Raw genomic sequence first — 22205 nt, 5'->3', positions numbered from 1 at the left:
CTAGCCGTCATTGTGCAGTTTTCCCTTTTTTCTAACATGCCTCTGACTCCTGATCAAATCTCTGCCTATCACCGTGACGGCTATCTAACGGTGCGAGGTGTCTTCGCCGATGATGCGGCAGCTCTGCAAGATGAAGCAGAGAGGCTGATGACTCTTTCCCACCTCATGGATGCAAACAACATCCGCTGCCGCTGGCAGGATCATGCGGAGACAGGGGAGTGCCGGTTCGACTGCTTTGACCCAGTGATTGACATCAGTCCGGTCTGTGAGCGGATCGCCCGTGCGCCGGAGCTTCTCGATATGGCGGGCCAGTTGTATGGCGAGCAGGCTTATCTGTTTAAAGACAAACTGATCTTCAAACCAGCGGGTGCAAAGGGCTATGATATGCACCAGGACTTCATCTCCTGGGAAGGGTTCCCGGAAAGCTTCATGACGGTGATCGTGGCAATAGATCCCTCGAGCGCAGACAGCGGGGCAACCGAGGTTTTTGGCGGCTATCATCAGCAGGGATGCATGAGCCCGCGCGACGGGATGTATCATACGCTGAAAGATGACCAAGTGGACCTGACGCGAGGAGTGGCGCTGGAACTGCAACCAGGAGATGTGGCCTTCTTCAGCGGGTTCACCCCGCACCGGTCAGGGTCAAACAAGGCGGAGAAATCACGTCGGCTTCTGTACCTGAGCTACAGTGCAGCGCGGGACGGTGGTGATCTGCGTGATTCGCATTATTCTTTCTTTCATCACTGGCTCCAGGAGCGTTATGCGGAGTATGGTAAAACGCAGACCTACTTCCGGTGAAATCTGAGACTCCCCCAGCTGTCTGGACACAAGTGGTGGCCGGTGCCTTCCTGATGGTGGCAACGCTGCCCGGGCGTACGCATGGCCTGGGACTGATCACGGAGCCACTGCTGGCGGAACTGGACCTGAGCCGTCATGCCTATGCGCAGATCAATCTTTGGGCCACGCTGCTGGGGGCAGCAGCCTGTTTGCCGGTAGGGGCGTGGCTGGACGGGATGGGACTGAGAAAAGGGGCGCTGATTTTACTGCCTGCGCTGGCGCTGGTGGTGGGAGCCATGAGCTGGATTGCCACGCCTGGATGGTTAGGCCTTTTTGGCCTGGTGCTGCTGACGCGGGCCTTTGGGCAGAGTGCGCTGTCAGTCCTCAGTCTGGCGGTGGCGGGACGGGCTTTCAAACAAGGTTCCGCAGTTGCGGCGGGGAGCTATTCACTTTTGCTTTCCATGCTGTTTGCCACAGCGTTTTATTTTGTGGGCACGGCCGTGGCAGAGTCTGGCTGGCGGATGGCCTGGGGGAGCATTGCGGTGGGACTGGTTGTGCTGATGCCGATCAGCTTCCTACTGCGTCCAGGTATCACGATAGAGCAAATGGCCGAGGGTGGGACTAACGACCTGACCTTGCAGCAATGCCTGCGCATCCCCGCTTTCTGGGCTTACTGCGCGGGCATTGCCGCCTTTGCCGCTCTGTCATCGGGCATCGGGCTTTTTAACCAGGCACTTCTGGCGGAGCGAGGATTCAGCCAGGAGGTCTTTGTGAAGTTTCAATCGGTGTCGTTCATCATTGCTTTGCTCGGGCAAATCTTTTGCGGAGTGGGCACGCGCTGGATGCCCATTCGCTATTGGCTGGGCGGTGCGCTGATTGTGCAAGCGGCGGCTTTGACGGGGTATCAACTTTTGCGGACGGAGTCCGACCTGTGGGTGCTGGCGGCCATTTCCGGAACCGCGGGCGGCATCATCATGGTGGCCTTTTACGCCATCTGGAGTGATGCCTTTGGCAAGCGTCACCTGGGCCGGATCCAAGGCATGGCGCAGATGTGTACGGTGGTGGCCTCCGCTCTGGGTCCTGTGCTGCTGGAGTGGGGACATTCTGCCTTTAGCAGCTATGCGGTGACACTTATCGCGGCTGCGCCGGCCTGCCTGATCATCGGGCTGATGATTCTGTTTTTGAAACCCCGGAGAGAGGCCTGATGTCCAACTGGTCATCCCCCACTTTCAAGACCTAGAGGGGATGTCGTATCCTCCACTCTGGGTTGCCTCCAACCGGTCACGCATTGTCCGCTCAAGGGTTCTCGATATTGGAATATCGAGCTACGCTTTTTGCCAATATCCGCAAATACGATGATCGTTGCGCCATCGGCAGACGTTTTAGTGGGCCTGCTGTTTTAGTTTTTGAAACTCTCCGTTATGCCTGACTCCGCTGCTCTTGTTCGCAAATTTCACCTGTCCCTGAATGTTTCGGACCTGTCCAAATCGGTGGCGTTTTATCAAGTGCTGTTTGGCAAACCGGCGGCAAAGCACCATGCGGACTACGCCAAGTTTGAGGTGGAGTCCCCGCCTGCGGTGGTCTCGTTGGTGCCAGGCCGCAGCGGTCCCGCTGGAGCATTGAATCATGTGGGGCTGTGCCTGCTGGATGCGGAGGAACTGGTGGCCATCCAGGTGCGGCTGGAGGAAGCAGGCCACAAGACGCTGAGGGAGGATGGGGTTGCCTGCTGTTATTCCAGACAAACGAAGTTTTGGGTACGTGATCCTGACGGGGTGCTGCTGGAGCTGTACATTTTTCATGAAGATATGGATGATCATGGGGACGGCCATGCGCCGGATCACGAACTGCCAACAGGGATGGACGGGGGGTCCGATCCGGACGCGCCTGTGGCGAGCTGGACCCATCAACTGGGCGAGGAGGTGACGCTGCCACTGGCGATGGAAACGAACAGCCTGCAGGAGGTCGTGCTGGAGGGGACGTTTAACATGGCCCCTGCTTCACTGGACCTGCCCGCGCTGCTGCGTGACGTGCTGCGCGCTCTACGCCCCGGCGGCAAGGTGACGCTGCATGGCCTGGCGGCTGACCGCCCTCTCACCGGCCCATGTTCTTCCCTGCCAGGACCGGCGGCGGCAGTGCAGCATGTGCCAGATTTCCCTTCCCTGATCACGCAACTACAGGCAGCGGGTTTTGCCAGCGCCCGATTTACCAAGTTGTCCGAGAAAGGGTATTTCGAGGCGGAAGGAATCCCCCTGCGTGAGGTGCTGATCGAGGCGGTGAAGCCGGGATTCCGGTCATCCAAAAAGGATCAAACCGTGGTCTATCTAGGCCCCCAATCGGCAGTGGAGGATGACTTTGGCAATCGCTATGCCAAAGGCTGCCCCACGCCAGTCACCATGCATGACTGGTTGATGCTGAAGACCGGGAGCGCGGGGCAGTTTACGCTGCTGAAGAGAAAAGCGGAGGCACCTCCCTGCGGTGATGCTTGCGCGGAGGCTGGGATTGATTCAAAAGAAGCCATGCCAACCAAAGCACGTTACATCATGATCGGCGGTTTCCTGGGAGCCGGAAAGACCACAACGGTGGGCCGTCTGGCCAAGTACCTGACGGACCAGGGGCTGCGGGTGGGGCTGATCACCAATGACCAGGCAGGTGGCCTGGTGGATACGAAACTGCTGCGTGGGCAAGGCTATGCGACGGAGGAGATCGCGGGAGGGTGCTTCTGCTGCCGGTTTAATACCCTGGTGGAGGCGGCTAACAAACTATCCGACCAGGCAAAGCCGGATGTTTTCATCGCGGAGCCGGTGGGTAGCTGTACAGACCTGGTGGCGACGGTGACGTATCCGCTGAGGCGGATGTATGGGGATGCCTTTACCGTGGCACCGCTGAGCGTATTGGTGGATCCGGTGCGGGCACGAAGGGTCTTCGGCCTGGATGCCGGGGGCAGCTTTTCCAGCAAGGTGGCATACATTTTCAAAAAGCAGCTCGAGGAGGCGGACATCATCGTGATCAGCAAAAGCGACCTCCTCGGTGAGGAGGCGCGGGAGGAGCTGCGGGCGGTTTTGCAGAAGGAGTTTCCGGTGGCTCGCATCGTGACTGCATCGCCGCGAGAGGAGACGGGGCTGACGGATCTGTTTTCCCAACTGATGACGGATGAGCAAGCGCGACGTAACCCGATGGCGGTGGACTATGAAGTGTATGCGGATGGGGAGGCGCTGCTGGGCTGGCTGAATGCGACGGTGACGCTGAAAGCGACCGAGGAATTCGAGGCGAATGATTTTCTGCGGGCGCTGGCGACGAATGTACAGGAGCAGTTGCAGAAGGAGGGAACAGAGATCGCCCATTTTAAAATGACTTACAGCCCGGATGACGGCATCGCAGGAGAGCTAGCCTCCATCAATCTGGTGCGGAGCGACTACATCCCGGAACTGGGGATGGAGCTGGATGAGCCAAGCGAAGGCGGGCAACTGATCGTGAATCTGCGGGCAGAGGCGGATCCTGCGACGCTGATGGAAGCGGTGAAGACAGGATTGGAGGAGACAACCGCCAGTTTCCCGACCCTAACCGCAAAGCTGGAGCATGAGGAACATTTCCGTCCAGGCAAACCGACGCCGACGCATCGGGATGAGTGAGGGGGAAGGACAAAATGAAGTGGCAATTGCACCCATTTGAGGCACTATGAACCCATGACGATCTCGAATTCGCCCATCTTAGGTCGCATGCTCCGTCCCCTGGCACAGACGCTGCGAACGGAGCTTTTGGAGGCTGTCGTCGAGTTGAAACCCTCTTCAGGAGATGAAGAGCGTTATCACGAGCTGGCGGATAAGAATGCCGAAGGAACGCTCACCGTGGAGGAACGAAAAGAGCTGGAGGGCATTGTGGCAGCCAACACGGTCCTTTCTTTGTTACGCAAGGAAGCCCGCGAGACCCTAAGCCAACGCTGAGATGGAGGCCAGGCTGCGTAAAATGGTTCGTGAAAGGGCTCGGGAGCGCTGTGAATATTGCAACCTGTCTCAAGACGATTCAGCTCTGTCCTTTCACATCGAGCACATCATTCCTAAACAGCATGGGGGACAGACAGCCCTGGAAAATCTGGCTTTAGCCTGCCCGAACTGCAATCTCCACAAGGGGCCGAATCTAACTGGCTATGACCCAGACACAGGGAAAATATGTACGCTCTTCCATCCACGTCAGCACGAATGGGGCGATCATTTCGAACGATACCAAGGTCGTATCAGTGGCACAACCGCTATGGGCAGAACGACCGTCTGGCTCCTGGAAATGAACCGTGAGGAGCAGCAAAATCTGAGATTGGACTGATTGATCTCAGAAGCCCCCCTTGCGGAATTCTCACATTTGAGAAGTTGCTGTATGGGATGTTTGGGGGATAGTGGAGCATGAAGTTTGCCTTGTCGCTTTTTGTTATGCTGGCCGTGGCGAGTGCTACCTGGGGCCAGGCAACGACTCTTTATTCCATCGGTGATCCCACGGATGAAGAGCAGCAGTATCTGGAAATGATCAATCGCGCGCGCGCGAACCCAGCCGCTGAAGGGTTGCGCATGGCGACGAGCACGGATCCGGATGTGCTGCAGGCCATTGATTTTTGTGATGTGGATCTGACGCTGATGCAGGCGGAATTCAATGCCCTGCCAGTACTGCCGCCTTTGGCGATGAATGCGAAGCTGACCCAAATGGCACGCGGACATACGCTGGATTTGCTGAACAATGCCTTCCAAGGACATGTGAGTAGCAATGGCGACACGCTGACAGATCGTGTGACGGCGGTAGGCTATCCCAGAGCCTACTTGGGAGAAAATGTGTTTTCTTTTGCAGAATCTGTCTTCCACGGACACGCGGGCTTCCAGATCGACTGGGAGGATGACAATGATGATGGAATGCAGAGTCCACGCGGACACCGGGACAATATCCACGGGGACAAGTATCGGGAGGCTGGCATCGGGGTGCTGTTTGGCACAAATTACAACTCAACGACGGGATTGACGGTGGGTCCGCAATTGGTCACCCAGAACTTAGGCAGTCAGAGCAACAGCTTGGCCTATGTGACGGGCGTGGCTTATTATGACTTTAACGGCAATGACTTTTATGATCTGGGCGAGGGCATCGGTGGCCTAACAGTGAATGTGGCAGGATCCAGCTTTCACGCAGTGACGACTAGCTCAGGTGGATATGCGGTACCCGTGCCGACCACGGACACGACGCGTGCGGTGACGTTTTCTGGACCGGGGCTCAATGGCGCTGGCAGTGCGGTGATCTCAGGCGGAAATAATGTGAAGGTGGATTTCAAGCCGGTCTATACGCCGCTCACGCCCGTGGGACCGCTGGTGGCAATGACGGAGACGACAACAAGCTATAGCTTTCCCGCGATGGGTGGAGCTACGGATTATGAATGGCAGTCCATTCTCCTGCTGCCGACGGCCAATGATGAAGCTGAAAATTTGGACCGGATCACGGCATCCACCACGGGGACATACCTTCCCACATCCACCACGGTGAAGCACTCTGGAACGGCTGGTTACCGGCTGACACATCCCGATCAATTTCTCACATCAGAATACATCACCTATGACGAAACCTTTTTGGTGAAGCCTGGAGCTGAGCTTACATTTCAAAGCAGCCTCAAAACGGCATCCGAACATCAAATCGCCAAGGTGCAGGTTTCCGTGGACGACGGAGTTAACTGGATAGATGTGTATGCCCAGGCCGGGGCGACCCCTGCCGGACAGAGCAGCCGACCTGGCGAGACTAGCTTTAACCTGCGCACGGTTTCCCTGGCTGCTTTTGAGGGTCAACAGATCCGGATACGGTTTGCTTATGTCTTTGTCGATTTGGATGGAATTCTTTATTTGTGGCCGGGTACCTCAGACAGCCGGGGGTGGTTCATTGATCAGGTGATGTTTAACGGGCTGCAGGATTCTTCGCAGGTCACCCTCACGGATGTGGCCGATGGTGAGACAGGGTTTGATTTTATCCCAGAGGAAGCCGGTGAGTATCTTCTGTCTGTGCGTCCAATCATCGCGGGACGCGCCAGACTATTCAGTCCGGCCATTAGCGTCGCGGTGACGGCACCACCCGTGGACATCACCGTGAAGCGCCCGACAAACGCCGCCTTCGTTTTCGAAAATTCCAGCCTGGAATTTGGCATGCTACCGGTGGGTGCATCCCAGGTGCATACCATCACCCTCTTAAACTCTGGAACTGAGACGCTGACGGATCTGGCCATTGATGTGGAGGGACCCCAAAAAGATGAATTCATCCTGAGCGAACTGGAAGTGAACAGCCTGCTGACGGGCGGGCAGACGAGCTTTACGGTGACTTTTACACCGACGGTCATAGGCAGCAGAACGGCGACGCTGAGTATCCTGAGTAATGACCCCAATGAAAGCCCGTTTGAAATCATGCTTTCAGGTGATGGAAGCACTGCGCTTAGCATCGCTACCCCCCCGAGATCCCAAGTGGCCAAGCTGGGAGCAGCGGTCACCTTTGATGTGGAGGCAGGACCTTCCATCCAAAGCTATCAGTGGAAGAAGAATAACGCCATCATTCGTACCAACGGGACGAATGATGAGTACATTATCCCCGTGTCCAAGCTGACGGATGCAGGGACTTATGCGGTGGCAGTCACGGGCGGTGTGCCAGTGAGTACGCAACAGAGTACGGCGACATTAGGTGTGGTGGAAGACATTGAAAAAACAGTCATCGTGCAGGAAGGAAAGACGGTCACTCTCACAGCCAAAGCGGCGGGGCCGGATCTAAAATGGGAATGGAAAAGGAACGGTGCCACCTTTGGTGACAGCAGTTTAGTCTTGGGCAGAAAGACAAAGACGCTGACCCTGAAAGGCGTGCTGACAGCCCAAAGCGGGACCTATACCTGCGAGGTGACCAGCGGTGACAGTGAGCCCACTGCGGGTGCCACCACCCATGTGCGTATTTTCAATGCCGCACCGGAAGTGAACCCCACTCAAGGCATGGACGATGGCATCGTGGGTGGAGCTTATTACCACAAGATAAAAGTATCCGATGCCTTTGCCCGGACGCCGCTGACCTATGCCGCCAAAAACCTGCCAGCAGGGCTGAAACTGAATACGAAGACAGGTGAGATCACGGGCAGACCGACCAAGGCTGAAGCTACTCGAGTGATCACGGTAAGTGCCAAGAATACGGTGGTCTCTACCGAGGTGTCGGATACCATCACGATCCATGATTATCCAGAAAATCTAGAGGGAACCTATGTGGGGTGGGTGGCACGCAACGCTGATTTGAATAAAGGGCTGGGGGGTCGGCTGGACCTGAAAATCACCGGCTTGGGAGCCTATAGCGGCAGCCTGACGATGGGGACGATGAAGATGTCCTTCAAGGGAAGCCTAGATATCCTGGCCGACGGCAGTGAGCTGCCAACTGCTGAGGTGGAAATCCAGCCTCCTGACAAATCTGCAAAAATGAAGCTGGTCCTCGTAATGGATAATGAAGACTACGTATTGGCCACTGACACCAAGGTGTCACGAAATGGGCAAGAAGCTGCCATCACCGGCTGGCGTCAAAAATGGGATTCGCGGGTCACCAAAGCGACGGCTTATTTGGGACTGCACACTTTTGGTTTGCGGCTGCTCCCAGCGGGCGGCTTGATTGGTAATGATAACGTGCCGCAGGGGTGGGGTTACGGATCGTTTACAACTGCCTTGGACGGCAAAATTTCCGTGACCGGGCGCACGGCAGATGGAGAGAAATTCACCACGGCTTCCTTTGTGGGACCGGAGGGTGAGATATTCATTTACCAGACGCTTTATACGACGACGGACAAGGGCAGCCTGCTGGGTACCATGACCCTTGATTTGGGGAATTTAGGGACCCCGGAGGACACCGCTGACAATACGCTGGATGGCAGCTTTACCTGGACACGGCCAAAAAACACCTCGGTCAAAGCACGGATCTATAAAGATGGATTTGGCCTGGTAGATACACCGGTGGTTACTCCCGTTGTCTTGGAAGCCACCGGGGCGCGCTTTATGCCACCGACGGGTGAAAACGCCGTCATTCTAGGCCTCCTGAAGGGCAATCAAAATGCGGAAGTGGATTTCGAATACGCGGGCATTGAGGCAGTGGCGGACCACCCGAGCCAGGATCTGAACATCTTGGACAACAGCAAAATCACGCTGTTTAACACACCCGGTAAGGCACTTCTGAAACTTACGGCCAGTGTCAAGACAGGGCTGCTGTCCGGCAGCTTTACCCTGATGGATGTGGATCTGCGCCCCAGCACCACCAAGCCGTTTAAACGCACGGTTACCTTGCAGGGAATGCTGATCCAGGATGGCGCTGAACATCTGGGCGTGGGTTATTTTCTGCTGCCTGGGCTGCCCACCGCAGAGGTGCCGGTGAATACCATCATCTCCTCAGGCAAGATGACGATCAGCCCCCGCTAAAAGGAATCACATCTGGCGCTTGCAAACGCGGGGGGATCTCACAGTATGGGGCACTCATGGCCGTCCTGACCCGACATGCCCGGCTCCTCTGTCTGCTCGCCCTGTTTCAATTGCTGGGCGGGCCACTAGTGTTGGGTGGGATCATGATGGTGGCCCGGATGATGACTGATCGCGAAATGACTCTGGCACAGAGTGTGACACACACACTTCAAAAGTTAGGCCAGGATCAGATGCACGCAGCGGATGATCAGGAGTGTAGAGACATCAACGGCCTGCTGCCACCCGCCCAGCCCAAGGCTCCGCAGCCGTATAAGTTCAAGGATACGAAGGAGAAACTTTGGGTGGTGAATGACCTTGGCGGATTCGCCTGGAAATGTGCGCACCAAGCGAAAAATCCGCACCCTGACTGGCATGACCCAGTCATGCGCAGGCTGGCCCATGCGCCGCCGATCCCACCGCCACGGTGGAGCTGATCACCGTCCGAAGGGCCTGAAGTGCCTTTCCTCATCTCCCGTGGCCTGACATACAGGCCTGCATTCCGCTCATGCACCGGTGTGTCCACCGCTCTGCTCCCATTACCCTTTTTCATTTTATGCATCTCTCCCGTTTTATTTCATCCAGTCTGCTGGCGCTTGCCCTGGCAGGCAGCATCGCCGCCCAGGAGGCGTCTCCCACTGATATCCCTACCCTGCCGGAAGTGGTGGTAGAAGGCAAAGCCAGCAATCTGCTAGGCACTACCGATGGCGCGTCTAAAGGACGTGCCACCCAGGAGGACTTCCTCTCTCGCCCGCTCATGCGCCGGGGGGAAATCCTGGAAACCATCCCCGGCGTCATCATCACCCAGCATGCAGGGGGTGGTAAGGCCAACCAGTATTTCCTGCGCGGCTTCAACCTGGACCACGGCACGGATTTTTCCATCAGCCTGGATGGCATGCCGCTGAATATGCGCACCCACGCCCATGGCCAGGGATATACGGATCTGAACCCGCTCATCCCGGAGTTGGTGCAGGCCATTGATTATGCCAAGGGCACCTATACGGCGGCCGATGGCGACCTCTCCACGGCGGGCAGCGCGAATTTTCTACTCTGGGACATGATGCCGCAAAACATGGTGCGCCTGGAGTTTGGCGAACACAATTATTATCGTGCGCTCATCGCGGGCACGATGCCCATCCAAGCAGGTGAGAACGAAGGCATCCAGCAAGGCCTAACGTATGGTTTAGAACAAAATTATTACGATGGCCCCTGGGCGCAGGCGGAGGAGTTCAACCGCTGGAACGGCCTCCTGCGTTACTTCAGGGGGGATGAGGATAACAAATTTTCCATCACCTTCATGGGTTATCGCGGCACCTGGACCAGCACCGACCAGATCCCTCTGCGTGCAGTGAACAACGGGACTTTGGACCGGTTTTCCACTCTCGATCCTACGGCAGGAGGAGAAAGCCAGCGCTACAGCCTGAATGTGGCCCTTGAACACCGGGATGATGACGTCGTCACGCGTGCCAACATCTATGGCATCTACTACTCGCTGGATCTGTTTTCCAATTTCACTTACTTCACCAAGGGACCCCAAGGGGACCAGTTCGAACAATCAGAGCAACGCTGGGTTTTCGGTGGCCAGCTTTCCCGCACCTGGGAAGACCGGGATATTTTCGGCATTGAGTCCGATCTAACTGTGGGTTTCCAAACACGGCATGACTTGATCAGTGACATCGGACTTTATGATACCAGTGAGCGCAAGCGGCTGGCCACCACCCGCCAGGACGACATCTGGGAAGGGAGTGCGGGCATCTATGGAGAAATGGTCAACCGATGGACCCCGTGGTTCCGCACCGTCCTGGGTCTGCGGGGTGACCTGTATTACTTCGAGTCCCTCCAGAGCACGGTTGCCGGAGAAGACGCGGAGTGGGCAGGCATCGTCAGTCCGAAATTCAGCGCGGTCTTTGGCCCATGGCATGAGACGGAGCTTTATCTGAACTTCGGTACTGGCTTCCACAGCAATGACGCACGCGGTGTCACTGCACGCTCCAATCCTGCGGATGCACTGGTGCGCACGATGGGGGCTGAAATCGGCCTGCGCACGCAGGCGATCCCCGATCTGACGACCACTGTGGCGCTCTTCTGGCTGCAAAGTGACAGCGAGCTGCTCTACGTCGGCGATGCAGGTACGAATGAACCCGGCCCCGGCTCTGAGCGCTATGGGGTAGAACTGGCCACCTACTGGCGGCCTAACAACTGGTTCAGCGCGGATGCCGAACTGGCACTGACCTATGCACGCCTGAAGGACAGTGGCAATGCCGACCGCATCCCGAACAGTGTGCCGGTGATGTTCAGCGGCGGCATCAACCTGGGTGCACAGGGCAATGCGGACGGCTGGTTCGCCGGCATGCGTGTGCGCGCCTTCACGGGCAGGCCACTGGAGGAAACCGGACAGGTCGAAGGACGCGAAAGCATCATGGTCAATGGCACGGTGGGATACCGCAGGAAGAACTGGGAGGCCGCCGTGGATTGCCTGAATCTGCTCAACCGTTCCGACAATGACATTGAGTATTATTATGAAAGCCAGCTCCAGAACGAGCTCGTCGCCGTTAATGACACCCACTTCCATCCGGTGGAACCACGGATGTTCCGTTTCCGCGTGACTTATCGCTTCTAAAACACTCAAAAAGAAAGGCGCAAAGGGAAACTCCCTTTGCGCCTTTTTTGTTGAATCAATGATTACGCCGACATCACCGGCTGCATCTCACGCGCAAACTGTTCGGGAGGTTGCGCGGTCTTGATGGCCTTGGCCATGGACTTGCTCAGGCCGTCCAGGGAGTAGGGTTTCAGCATGATGTCAACAGGTGGGTTACGGCCTTCGCCGAGGATGACGAACTCATCCGGATCAATCACAAAGCCGCTGCATACCACCACTGGCACGTCATTGCCCGCAGCACGCAATTGCTTGAAGGTGTCACGACCGCTGAGTTTCGGCATGTAAATATCCAGGAGCACCACATCCACGCGCTCATTGCTGTTAAGCAGGATATCCAGAGCCTGCTGGCCATCGCTAGCCTCCATCACACGGTAGCCCAGGAAGGAGAGCATGTTCACAGCGATGGAGCGCACCGGGGCCTCATCATCCACGACGAGGATGTTACCACGCATTCCGGCAGGCGAGCCCATGCTCGATTGTGGCTCGAAGGTCGGATCTTCTTCCACATTTTCAGGATCTTCCGTGCGTGGGAGATAGATGCGAAACTCCGAACCCTGACCTTCCACACTGTCAAATTCGATCCAGCCGCCATGCTCACGCACAATGTCCTGCGCCATGCTCAGGCCCAGGCCGGTGCCCTTGCCATTGGTCTTGGTGGTAAAGAAGGGCTCAAAAACACGTCCTCGGGCGTCTTCTGGAATGCCATGTCCATTGTCGCGCACCACGATCATCGCAAACTCGGCCGGTCCCTTGTCTCCCGTCGGACTGCGATGGGTGACGTTTTCGATGCCGATCTCGATGATGCCTTTGTCTTCCGGCAGCGCATCGCGGGCGTTCAGGCATAGGTTCAAGATCACCTGCTCAAGCTGCGTGGCATCTGACACGACAAAGGATGCATCCATGCCGGCACGAATGCGAATCTCCACACGCGGGTCCACACTGTGCTTCAGCAAGGTCTGCACTTCTGCCAGCAGCCTTTTCACATTGGTCACCTTGCGCAGACTCTGGCCACTGCTCCGGCGTGAATAACCCAGCAGGCTCTTCACCAGATCAGCGGCACGCTGGGTGGCTTGGTTAGCGCATTGCAGTTTTTCACGCACCTCACCTTGATTGGAGGCGGGTTGCAGCTCAGCCAGGGTCAGGTTTCCGCGAATAGCGGTCAGCATGTTGTTGAAATCGTGTGCAATGCCACCCGCGAGCTGGCCCAGGGTGCCGAGCTTCTGCGATTCACGGAGCTGGCGCTGGAGACCACGCATCTGGCTGCAATCACGCACCATCCACAACCTTCCGATGACTTCCCCAGTATCCGTTTGCATGGGTGCCGTGCGCACACTGTAGGCACCTGCGTCCCGAGTGGCCAGATCCGCCTCGATGAGGTCCTGAAACTGAGGATTCTGAGTGCTTTGCTCCAGCCAGAGAGCCATTTTTTCAGGCTCCGCAAAGCGTGAGGCCACGGCCTTCATGAGCGTCGTCACATCCCGGCCACCGAGTTCTTCCAGAGGCTTGCCCAGAAATTCGTCTAGCTTCGCATTTGAGGCGATGATCATGCCATGGGAATCCACCACGGCCACACCTTCATCACTGGCGGCAAAGATTCCCTGAAGAGCCGTGAAGGCCTCACGCAGGAGACGCTCCGCATTCATCAGGCGCTGGGCCGTCTGGCAGGCATGTGTTTCTGCCGCATTCAGTGACTGGCGATGCTTGGCAAAGAGCATGTTGATATCGCAGCGCAGTTTCCAAAAATCCGTCGGCAGCCATTGGGCGATCTCTTTGGCCGGAGGCACCCCCCGGAGAACGGATGCGGTGGCATTCATCACCGCGACCACTGGTTTTAACACCCACCCGCTGAGCAGGTAACCGGTCAAAAAGACGCCACCACCGAGCAGAATTCCCTCTAGACCGAAAAACCACTCCAGTGAATGCCCCATCAGACGGGCAGCACCAATGGCAGGCAGAAAGCCGAACAGGATAAGCGGGAGCAGGAATCGAAGTCGGAGCGAGTTCATGAGAGGGTGGAGGAGAGAATCTGCGGGGCCTGGGAAAGAATGGTTTCAGGGGTGAGGCCGGGGGTATGAACCGGCATGCGGAAAAACTCGCTGCTGCTGAGAGCGGAGACAGTTTGCTGGACAGCCTGGTCCAGCGTGTTTTTGACGGCCTGCTCCACATAGGGAGGAAGGTGGTCATCCAGCCAGCCACGCACGAGCAATTCCACCTCAGCCGTGGAAAAGGCGGACGTTGCTACCGGTGGACGACTGACAACGGTGGACTCCAGATCATCCAGACGATCCTTCAAAGCGCTGACGCCCATGGCCGCACCGAAGAGATCCTGACGGACTTGTTCAATCTCCCGTTCCAGGTCTAAGCGCAATTGCGCCAGATCCCGGCTTTGCAGGCTCTGCACCGCATTAAAATGACTGGCTACCGAAGGTGCCTGCTGCGGTGTTTCCCCCTGAATGGATACCCCAGTGGGGGACTGTGCCGCCAATGCTAGGCTGGCGGCGATGGCAGGCCCGGGGGCCATGTAGCTGGCCAGCTTTCTTGATGGGGGTGCCAGAGGTGCTGAGACACTCTGCTCCACGGCCAGGGCTGCAAGCCCGCCGGAGCATGGCATGGGAAGCTCAATCGGCTCCCGATGGATCTGCTGAACGGGTTCCTCATGCACAATCCAGGGCGATGGGTCCGGCACAGGCCCTGTCGCTCCATAAATCATCGCAGCAGGATCGGGGAGCGGGTCGCCCGAGCTAAGCTGGTCAATGAAAGAGAAGGAAAACGGCATATGATATTTTTAACAGTTATGTAAATTTATATAAAATATCAATAAAATCCAGCAGGAATTAAACTTTTTTTGAATATCCGTGACGCCTAGAGGAGCCGCATCCTGCACGAAGAGGCTATTTTGGCTCTAAGCCGTCGAAAAAACTAGCTCGCTTCTCCTCCTGCACTCCTCCGCCTGCTGCGCCATGTCTTGACGCATCCCCATTTCGCCTTACCAAGAGAGTGAGCCATTTCGGTTCACCCTTTTAGCCCCCTTCCCTTTCCCATGTCCACCCCTGCCCATAATTATACGGAAGACAGCATCAAGTCACTCGACTGGCGCGAGCACATCCGCCTGCGCCCTGGCATGTACATTGGCAAGCTGGGAGATGGCTCCCAGCCGGAGGACGGCATCTATGTGTTGCTCAAGGAGGTGATTGATAACTGCATTGATGAGCACGTGATGGGCTACGGAAAGCTCATCGAGGTGGAAATCACCGAAGACCACCAGGCGACCATCCGCGACTATGGCCGTGGCATTCCCCTGGGTAAGCTCATGGAATGCTGTGCCCAAATCAACACGGGTGCCAAGTATGACAGTGAGGTTTTCAAGCGCTCAGTCGGTCTCAACGGAGTGGGGATCAAGGCGGTGAATGCGCTCAGCATCCAGTTTAAAATCCAGGCTTTTCGTGCGGGCCAGACACGCGCCATGGAATTCAGCCAGGGCATCGTCCGCAAGGACATGAAGACGCCCCAGCCCACGGAGGAAGTGGACGGAACGCGCATCTCGTTCCGGCCCGATACTGAAAACTTCACCCCCCACGTCCATTTCAAGCTGGATTACGTGCGGGAAATGCTGCGCTTTTACTCTTGGCTGAACCCCGGGCTGACCCTCAAGCTCAACGGAGAATCCTTCAAATCCAAGGAGGGCCTGCGCGACCTCATCGCCGCCAAGCTCACGGAAGAGCCTCAATATCCCGTCATCCACCTGGATGGCACGGATGTCGAAGTGGCCTTCACCCACGGCAGCGGATATGGGGAGGAATTTTATACCTTCGTCAACGGCCAGCACACCACCCAGGGGGGAACTCACATGGCCGCCTTCCGCGAGGCCATCGTCCAGGAATGCCGGGAGTTTTATAAAAAACAATTCGAACCAGGCGATGTCCGCACCGGCATCATCGCTGCGGTTTCCGTGAAAGTGCAGGAGCCCATCTTCGAAAGCCAGACCAAGACCAAACTCGGCTCCACTCACATGGAACCCAATGGCCGCAACCTGCGCAGCCACATCATCAACACAGTGGTGAAGGAACTGGACAATTTCCTGCATAAAAAAGCCGACATCGCCAAGGCCCTGCAGGAAAAGATCCTCTCCAATGAGAAGGAGCGCAAAGAAATCTCCGGCATCCAGAAAGCGGCCCGTGAATCCGCCCGCAAGGCCAAGGTGCATAACAAAAAGCTGCGCGACTGCCGCATCCACTTCGATACCAAGGACAAGCAGCGGGAAGAAAGCACCCTCTTCATCACCGAAGGTGACAGCGCCTCCGGCTCCATCACCAAAAGCCGCGATGTGAATACCCAGGGTGTCTTTTCCCTGCGCGGGAAGCCGCTGAACTGTTTCGGCCTCAGCCGCAAGATCGTCTATGAGAACGAGGAATTTTACCTCCTGGCGAATGCCCTCCAGATCGACGAAAACATCGAGGACCTGCGTTACAACAAAATCATCCTGGCCACCGATGCCGATGTGGACGGCATGCACATCCGCCTGCTGATGATCACCTTTTTCCTGCAATTCTTCCCAGAGATCGTCCGCGCCGGCCACCTCTTCATTCTCCAGACGCCGCTCTTCCGCGTGCGCAACAAGAAGGAAACGTTTTACTGTTACAGTGATACGGAGCGCCAGCGTGCCATCCACAAATGCGGCAAAAGTGCCGAGATCACCCGGTTCAAAGGACTTGGCGAAATCTCCCCGGATGAGTTTAAGCACTTCATCGGTCCCAAGATCCGCCTGGAGCCCGTCATGATGCCCGAGCACAAAAGCATCAAGGAACTCCTCACCTTTTACATGGGCAAAAACACCCCTGACCGCCAGCACTACATCGTGGACAACCTCCGCGTGGAGAAGGAGCTGGACTTCAAAGGCGAAGATGGCGCACTGCCAGAGGCAGCGTGAACTCACTCATTACAGCGTTCCCTGGGATGATCCAGGAAACGCTGCACAATTAAAAAGCACTATGCTGAAGCGGCCAGCCGGACTGCCTCATCAATGATTAAACAGGAAAGCCGGTGAATTGATGAGGGCCCAGGCGAGGTCTTGGGCGGCGGTGAGGCGCTTGTTGCCCAGTTGCTGGGCACTCAGGTCACTGTCACGGCGGAGCTGGATGAGCTTGGGATCAAGCACGATGGGCTTTTGAGCATCCACATGCTTAGCTTCCAGGGCAACGAGCTGCTCATCCACCGGCAGAGGGTTTTTAGCAGCGGCGAGTGTCTTTTTACTGGTCTGGTAGTCCTTGAACTGAGCCATGAAGTGAGCGGCCAGAGCAGCTTTTTGCTCAGGCGTACGCTTCGCTGCCGGAGTCTTGATAGCATCGGCGACTTCTTTCGCAGCCCCAAATCGGACGACCGGGCTGCTGGTGACCCACAAGCGGAAACGCCCCAGGTTATAGAGGCCATTGCGATAGGGCTGGCTGAGCTGGATGATGAACTGAGCCCCCCCTTTGTAGTTAACTGGCTGGGTGAATTCAAAGGTCGCCTCATGCCGATATCCGCCCTCAGGGGAGACAGCCCAGCCTTTGTCACGATTGCCTTTCTTCAGGGCTTCCGCCACCCCATAGCCGCTCTGCTCAAAGTCGGCCTTGGGATTTTTCAGCACCTGAGGCAGGCCACCTTTGACCCTCTTACCACCTTCACGAGTCAGGGCCGTGGCATTGACCACAAGCTCACTAAGCACAAAATTTCCGTCCTTGGCCAGGCCAGGTCCATTGTTAGGCAGGCGATCATCCGGCAAGGCTTCCAGCTTGATGGCGGTAATATTTTCCAGGGATGTCTTGCCGCTGATTTGATAATTGCCCGCAGCCATGCGCCCACCAGATAAAGGGGTGGCGAAGAGGGATCCGTCGGGCAGCACCTCGAGTTTCTCTACACCTGCGGCTTTGCCGACGGCTACCTCAAGGGGCACCCATTCGGTAGTCAGGTCCACATACTGCTCCCAGCGCGGTTGCTGCATCGGAGCAGCATCCGCGATTTTCTTTACCGCTTCTTCCGCCTTAGTGATGGCAGCGAGGCGAGCCTCCTCCTTCTTTTTCCATTCAGGAGCCATCTTCACTTTATAACCTTCAAGTTCAGCCTGGGTCGCGGCGATTTGGGCCAGACGGTCAGCCTCGGCTTTATCGATGATCGGTTTTTGCTCAGCCTCCTTCGCCTGGCGCTCGGCCTCGAGATTCTTATTCTCCCCTTCCATGCTAGCCATGCTGGCCAGTGCCGCATTGATCTCCTTGCCGGAGGGTTTTCGGTTGATGATGCGCATGAAAATCTCCTCCACCAGTTTCGCGTCGTCCTGAACTTCGCTGGTGAGCTTGGCGATGGCGTTGTTCGGATCACTGATCGCATCGCCCACCGTTGGGCCAGACATCAGAGCCATCACGGGGCCTAGATTGACCTCGTTGCTGCGCTCGCACTCGCACACGCTCTCGCGGGCTGGTTTGCCAAAATTGGTTAGGAAACCATCAGGCAGCTGCGTCTGGCCGTCGATGAGCTGAGCAGCGCGGGTGCCTTTCGGCACGCCGGGGATGTTCGGCATTGATCCAGTAACGGCGAAGACGGAATCAAACAGCACCTCAGCGGGCAGGCGGCGGGCCTTGGCATGGCTGTAGTTCACCTTGTCATCCTCGTTCCACTTATTCGTGCTCAGACTGAGCTGATACGTGCGGCTCTGGGTGATGATTTTCATCAAGTGGCGGACGTTAAAACCGCTCTGCACAAACTCATTCGTCAGGTATTGCAGCAGCTCAGGATTGCTCGGTGGGTTGCCCGCACGAATGTCATCCAGCGGCTCGATGACTCCCGTGCCCGTGAGGTAGCCCCAAATGCGGTTGGCATAACTCATGGCGAAGTAATCATTTTCCGCGCTGGTCATCCAGGTGGCAAACTGCTCACGGCGGCTGGTGGCGGTTTTGCTGACTAGTTCTGTATCGAAAGGAACTTTAGGAGCCACGGGCGCATTGGTGCGCAGGTGATTCATTTCACCCTCGGTCTTGTCGCCAATGATTTCATAAAGCGGCTTCGCGCCTTCCACAGCAGTACCTCCGATGGTCTTGCCATCGCTAGCCGGATCGGTCTTCAGGTCCACTTGGGCAAAGAAAGCGGCCGTTTCATAATACTGGTCCCAGGTCCATTTCTCGAATGGGTGATCGTGGCACTTATTGCAATTGAAACGGGTGGCCAGGAAAAGGTGTGTGGTGTTTTCTACCAGTTCCTCAGGAGTGCGCACCGTCTTGTAATAAGCCGCCGCCGGATTGTCCTTGGTCGAGCCAGTGGCGGTGATGATGCGGTAGGCCATGCGGTCATACGGCGTATTGTCCGCCACCTGTTGTTTGATCCAGTCGCGCAGGATCTTGACGCCTTCATTGCCCAGAAACTTGCTGTTTACCTGAAGCATGTCCGCCCACTTGTTAGACCAGTGGTCCACGAAATCAGGATTGCCGATGAGCTTGTCGATGACCTCGTTGCGCTTCGTGCGCGTGTCACGCGTATCTGCCACAAAGGCACGCACTTCTTCCGGCTTCGGCGGCAGTCCAGTGAGATCAATGTGAAGACGGCGCAGGAACTCCTCATCACTGCACATGCCACTCGGCTCGATCTTCATGCGCTGCCACTTCTTGGCCACCAGTTCATCAATCTTGCTCCACTTTTCCGGCTCGCTCCAGGTGAAGCCCGTGCGATCCCCCATCACCGTGATGGTAGTCGCTGCATAGGATCCTTCAAAACGTGCCAGGATGGCGGCTTCACCACGGCGCAGGCTGGTCATTAGACCGGTTTTGTCCGCTTCGATGACATCGCCATTGCCGCTTTCCATGAAGGCCTCCGCCGTGACATCACGGACATAGCCATCCGCATAACGAGCGACGACGCGCATCTGCTGGCGATTGCCAATCCGCTCCAGCACCGGATTCTTGGGAAACACCTCAATGCTCGTCACACGTGGTGTCTTCAGATCCAGCTTCGCTCCCTGGCTGATCCAGGCTTTCAGCGTCTCATAATAAAGCTCACCGGGGACGGTCAACTGCCCGCCTTCATGTGGTACCGATCCGCTGGCTTTCAGCAGCATCAGTGAGTGGTCAGGCGAGGCCACATTTGCGCGGCGGCTGGCCAGCTCATCCGTAAAAGCCAGCACGTCATAAATCGGATCATATCCGCGCAGGCTAAGCTTGAAACCTGCCTTGCCATCCTTGGCACCATGGCACGTGCCCATATTGCAGCCCAGCTTAGAGGTGATGGGCATCACATCGCGCACATAGTCAGGCTTCAGCGCTAGGTCCATGCCAGCCACAGTCACAGGGACTGCGGCAGTTTTCCCCATGAAGGCGATCTTCACTTCGCCGTTGCCATTGCGGCTCGGACGCACCAGACCACGCTCGTTGACGCTCGCGGCATCGCCTCCATTGAAAGTGATCTTGGCCATGCGGGTGATGTCCGCCTTGCTGCCGTCGCTCATTTTGGCAGTCACCAAAAGCTGGGCATATTCGTTGGCCTTGGCGATGGAGACATTCGTCGGCTGCACCTCAATGGAAGCCACCGTCAGTCCTGGCACCAACGTTTCCACCTTCTCATCCCTCGTCGCCGTGGCGCGCACACTGTCATCCGCGATCACATCACTGGCAGCCAGGGCCTTGTCTTCAGCCAAAGGCACACTAACAAACTCTTTGGCAATTTTTCCAGTCGCGGCCTCAATCAAACGAATGCGCCCATCCTGACCTGAAGCCGCTACAGTCTGCCCGTCTGGACTGAAGCTGACTGTGAAAACACCGCCTGTGGGCACCGGCACACTGGCGATAAGCTTCACGTCTTTGACGATCCATTCATCCAGGGCCTTGCCCGTGCCACTGCGAGTCTCCACAATCGTCTTCACTTCGTCCGGCATCGTACTGTCATAATCCGATGCATAAATATTGACCTGGCCCGTCCCCTCATGGGAAGCCCCAGCGACGATGCGTTTGCCATCCGGCGCAAAGTCCACGCCAAAGATGCGACCCTGCATGAGGGGAAATTTGCGGATCAGGTTGGCATTGTCCCCGATGACACGCTTCGTGATGCGCTCCATTCGATAGATGGCAGGCATGCCATCCGTGCCGCCGATAAGGATTTCATTGCGCTGCGGATGCCGTGAAATCACATGCACGCCGCCCTTCAGCGCCCCAGGTGTGATGGAGGTGATGTTGTCCACAAAGCGCTGTGTTTCCACCTCCGTCAGCTTCACGCTCATATCCCGCCCGCAGGAGGCGATGAACTTGCCATCATTGCTCCAGGCAGTGTCCAGCACCCAGTCGCTATGACCGCCCATGAACACCACTTCTTTGCCCGTCGTCGCCTCAAAAGCACGCAAGCCATTGTCACCGCAGCCGACGGCGATGAATTTGCCATCGGGGGACCAGCTCGCTCCATACAGCGTGTCAAAGGTCAGTGATTTGGAAAGCTCCAAGCGCTTTTTGGCCACATCCCAGATCTGGATTTCCCCCTCACGCGCCGGGCTACCGCCCGTGACCAAAATCTTCTTTCCGTCGGGTGACCAAGCCAGCTTTTGGATACGCTCCGCCAGGCCCACAAGCCGCGCCACGATGCCGCTGCCATCCGCCTGATGAATCAGCACCTCATGGTATCCCGCCACCGCGATCATGCTGCCATCCGGAGAGTATTCCAGCGAGGTCACCGCAGGAGCCGTCACATACACGGGCGGATGATCCATATCATACTGCGCCATCACGGAGGCTGGCGTATCATCCGTGGCCCCTTCCGTGATCCAGCGCTTGATCAGTGCCAGTTGCGTCTCATGCAATGGGTCGCCCTTTGGTGGCATCTCCACTTTACCCTCCGCATCGGGGGAGGATACCTTGAGCAGATTGGATTCCTCCGGCTTGCCTGGCACAATGGCACCGCCCTCTTCCCCACCCGCCAACAGCTTGGCAAAGTCCGTCATCACGTAATCCCCCTTGGCCTTGGCGGGCTGATGGCAGCCCGTGCAGTTCGCCTGGAGAATCGGCCGGATGTGCTTGTAGAATGACACCGGTTTATTCGGGTCGATACCCTCCTCCTTTTTCGGCGGAGCTGCATGGACAGCCAGCGCCAGAAAAGAAAGGCTGGTGAGCGAAAGTAAAGACGTCTTCATGGGGTGGTTGAAGCAGGTTCTAACAAATAATGAACACGCTGTAACGCCTGGAGTGGCTGGTCTCTTGCTTTAGCCAGTACACTCAGGCGGGATCATCCATGCCTATGGGAGGAAGAGCCAGGGAGGAGGAGCGGGATGATCGAAGTCGCCGCAGCGTCCT

At 56.9% G+C, this 22205-nt stretch carries 12 protein-coding genes; 9 read left to right on the top strand and 3 right to left on the bottom strand.

Annotation, left to right across the window (positions count from 1 at the left end):
* Positions 1-36 precede the first annotated feature (36 nt).
* From EI77_RS15840 to EI77_RS15805, 8 genes are all read left to right on the top strand, one after another.
* Complete coding sequence (locus EI77_RS15840; RefSeq protein ID WP_133796271.1) at positions 37-798, top strand: phytanoyl-CoA dioxygenase family protein; 762 nt, start codon at positions 37-39, stop codon at positions 796-798.
* Positions 795-1982: an MFS transporter gene (locus EI77_RS15835; protein WP_133796270.1), complete on the top strand. Its 1188-nt coding sequence runs from the start codon at positions 795-797 to the stop codon at positions 1980-1982. Before EI77_RS15840 ends, EI77_RS15835 begins: the two co-directional genes overlap by 4 nt.
* 216 nt (positions 1983-2198) lie before the next feature.
* The gene (locus tag EI77_RS15830; protein ID WP_133796269.1) at positions 2199-4406 is read left to right on the top strand and encodes a GTP-binding protein; all 2208 of its coding nucleotides are present in this window, start codon (positions 2199-2201) and stop codon (positions 4404-4406) included.
* Between the two features lie 87 nt (positions 4407-4493).
* The gene (locus tag EI77_RS15825) at positions 4494-4718 is read left to right on the top strand and encodes a hypothetical protein (RefSeq protein ID WP_133796268.1); all 225 of its coding nucleotides are present in this window, start codon (positions 4494-4496) and stop codon (positions 4716-4718) included.
* A gap of 1 nt (position 4719) precedes the next feature.
* On the top strand, positions 4720-5094 hold the full coding sequence (locus tag EI77_RS24105) for an HNH endonuclease (protein WP_133796267.1): 375 nt from the start codon (positions 4720-4722) through the stop codon (positions 5092-5094).
* 77 nt (positions 5095-5171) lie between these two features.
* Positions 5172-9215 carry an immunoglobulin domain-containing protein gene (locus EI77_RS15815; protein ID WP_133796266.1) on the top strand — a complete coding sequence of 1348 codons (4044 nt, stop codon included), beginning with the start codon at positions 5172-5174 and terminating at the stop codon, positions 9213-9215.
* Positions 9216-9271: 56 nt separating this feature from the next.
* Positions 9272-9688 (top strand): hypothetical protein, encoded by a 417-nt coding sequence (locus tag EI77_RS15810; RefSeq protein ID WP_133796265.1) that lies wholly within the window; start codon positions 9272-9274, stop codon positions 9686-9688.
* Positions 9689-9807: 119 nt separating this feature from the next.
* A complete protein-coding gene (locus tag EI77_RS15805) occupies positions 9808-11871 on the top strand; it encodes a TonB-dependent receptor (protein WP_166647292.1) in 2064 nt (687 codons plus the stop codon).
* A gap of 62 nt (positions 11872-11933) precedes the next feature.
* On the opposite strand, the gene EI77_RS15800 is transcribed toward EI77_RS15805, so the two are convergent.
* Both EI77_RS15800 and EI77_RS15795 read right to left on the bottom strand, forming a co-directional pair.
* A complete protein-coding gene (locus EI77_RS15800; protein WP_133796263.1) occupies positions 11934-13916 on the bottom strand; it encodes a hybrid sensor histidine kinase/response regulator in 1983 nt (660 codons plus the stop codon).
* A complete protein-coding gene (locus EI77_RS15795) occupies positions 13913-14686 on the bottom strand; it encodes a hypothetical protein (RefSeq protein ID WP_133796262.1) in 774 nt (257 codons plus the stop codon). The genes EI77_RS15800 and EI77_RS15795 overlap by 4 nt, the downstream gene beginning before the upstream one ends.
* Before the next feature lie 264 nt (positions 14687-14950).
* Between EI77_RS15795 and EI77_RS15790 the strand changes: the two genes are divergently transcribed.
* The gene (locus EI77_RS15790) at positions 14951-16837 is read left to right on the top strand and encodes a DNA topoisomerase IV subunit B (RefSeq protein WP_133796261.1); all 1887 of its coding nucleotides are present in this window, start codon (positions 14951-14953) and stop codon (positions 16835-16837) included.
* A 90-nt stretch (positions 16838-16927) separates the two neighbouring features.
* On the opposite strand, the gene EI77_RS15785 is transcribed toward EI77_RS15790, so the two are convergent.
* On the bottom strand, positions 16928-22045 hold the full coding sequence (locus EI77_RS15785; protein WP_133796260.1) for a DUF1549 domain-containing protein: 5118 nt from the start codon (positions 22043-22045) through the stop codon (positions 16928-16930).
* Between the last annotated feature and the right edge of the window lie 160 nt (positions 22046-22205).

It is taken from the genome of Prosthecobacter fusiformis, from assembly GCF_004364345.1.
GTDB classification, from domain to species: domain Bacteria; phylum Verrucomicrobiota; class Verrucomicrobiia; order Verrucomicrobiales; family Verrucomicrobiaceae; genus Prosthecobacter; species Prosthecobacter fusiformis.
Note: the sequence above shows the minus strand (reverse complement) of the source record. Positions and strands in the feature narration are given on the sequence as shown.

Coding starts and splice junctions, on each gene's coding strand:
- EI77_RS15840 (WP_133796271.1), top strand. CDS start 37: ATGCCTCTGACTCCTGATCAAATCTCTGCCTATCACCGTGACGGCTAT.
- EI77_RS15830 (WP_133796269.1), top strand. CDS start 2,199: ATGCCTGACTCCGCTGCTCTTGTTCGCAAATTTCACCTGTCCCTGAAT.
- EI77_RS15825 (WP_133796268.1), top strand. CDS start 4,494: ATGCTCCGTCCCCTGGCACAGACGCTGCGAACGGAGCTTTTGGAGGCT.
- EI77_RS24105 (WP_133796267.1), top strand. CDS start 4,720: ATGGAGGCCAGGCTGCGTAAAATGGTTCGTGAAAGGGCTCGGGAGCGC.
- EI77_RS15815 (WP_133796266.1), top strand. CDS start 5,172: ATGAAGTTTGCCTTGTCGCTTTTTGTTATGCTGGCCGTGGCGAGTGCT.
- EI77_RS15810 (WP_133796265.1), top strand. CDS start 9,272: ATGGCCGTCCTGACCCGACATGCCCGGCTCCTCTGTCTGCTCGCCCTG.
- EI77_RS15805 (WP_166647292.1), top strand. CDS start 9,808: ATGCATCTCTCCCGTTTTATTTCATCCAGTCTGCTGGCGCTTGCCCTG.
- EI77_RS15800 (WP_133796263.1), bottom strand. CDS start 13,916: ATGAACTCGCTCCGACTTCGATTCCTGCTCCCGCTTATCCTGTTCGGC.
- EI77_RS15795 (WP_133796262.1), bottom strand. CDS start 14,686: ATGCCGTTTTCCTTCTCTTTCATTGACCAGCTTAGCTCGGGCGACCCG.
- EI77_RS15790 (WP_133796261.1), top strand. CDS start 14,951: ATGTCCACCCCTGCCCATAATTATACGGAAGACAGCATCAAGTCACTC.
- EI77_RS15785 (WP_133796260.1), bottom strand. CDS start 22,045: ATGAAGACGTCTTTACTTTCGCTCACCAGCCTTTCTTTTCTGGCGCTG.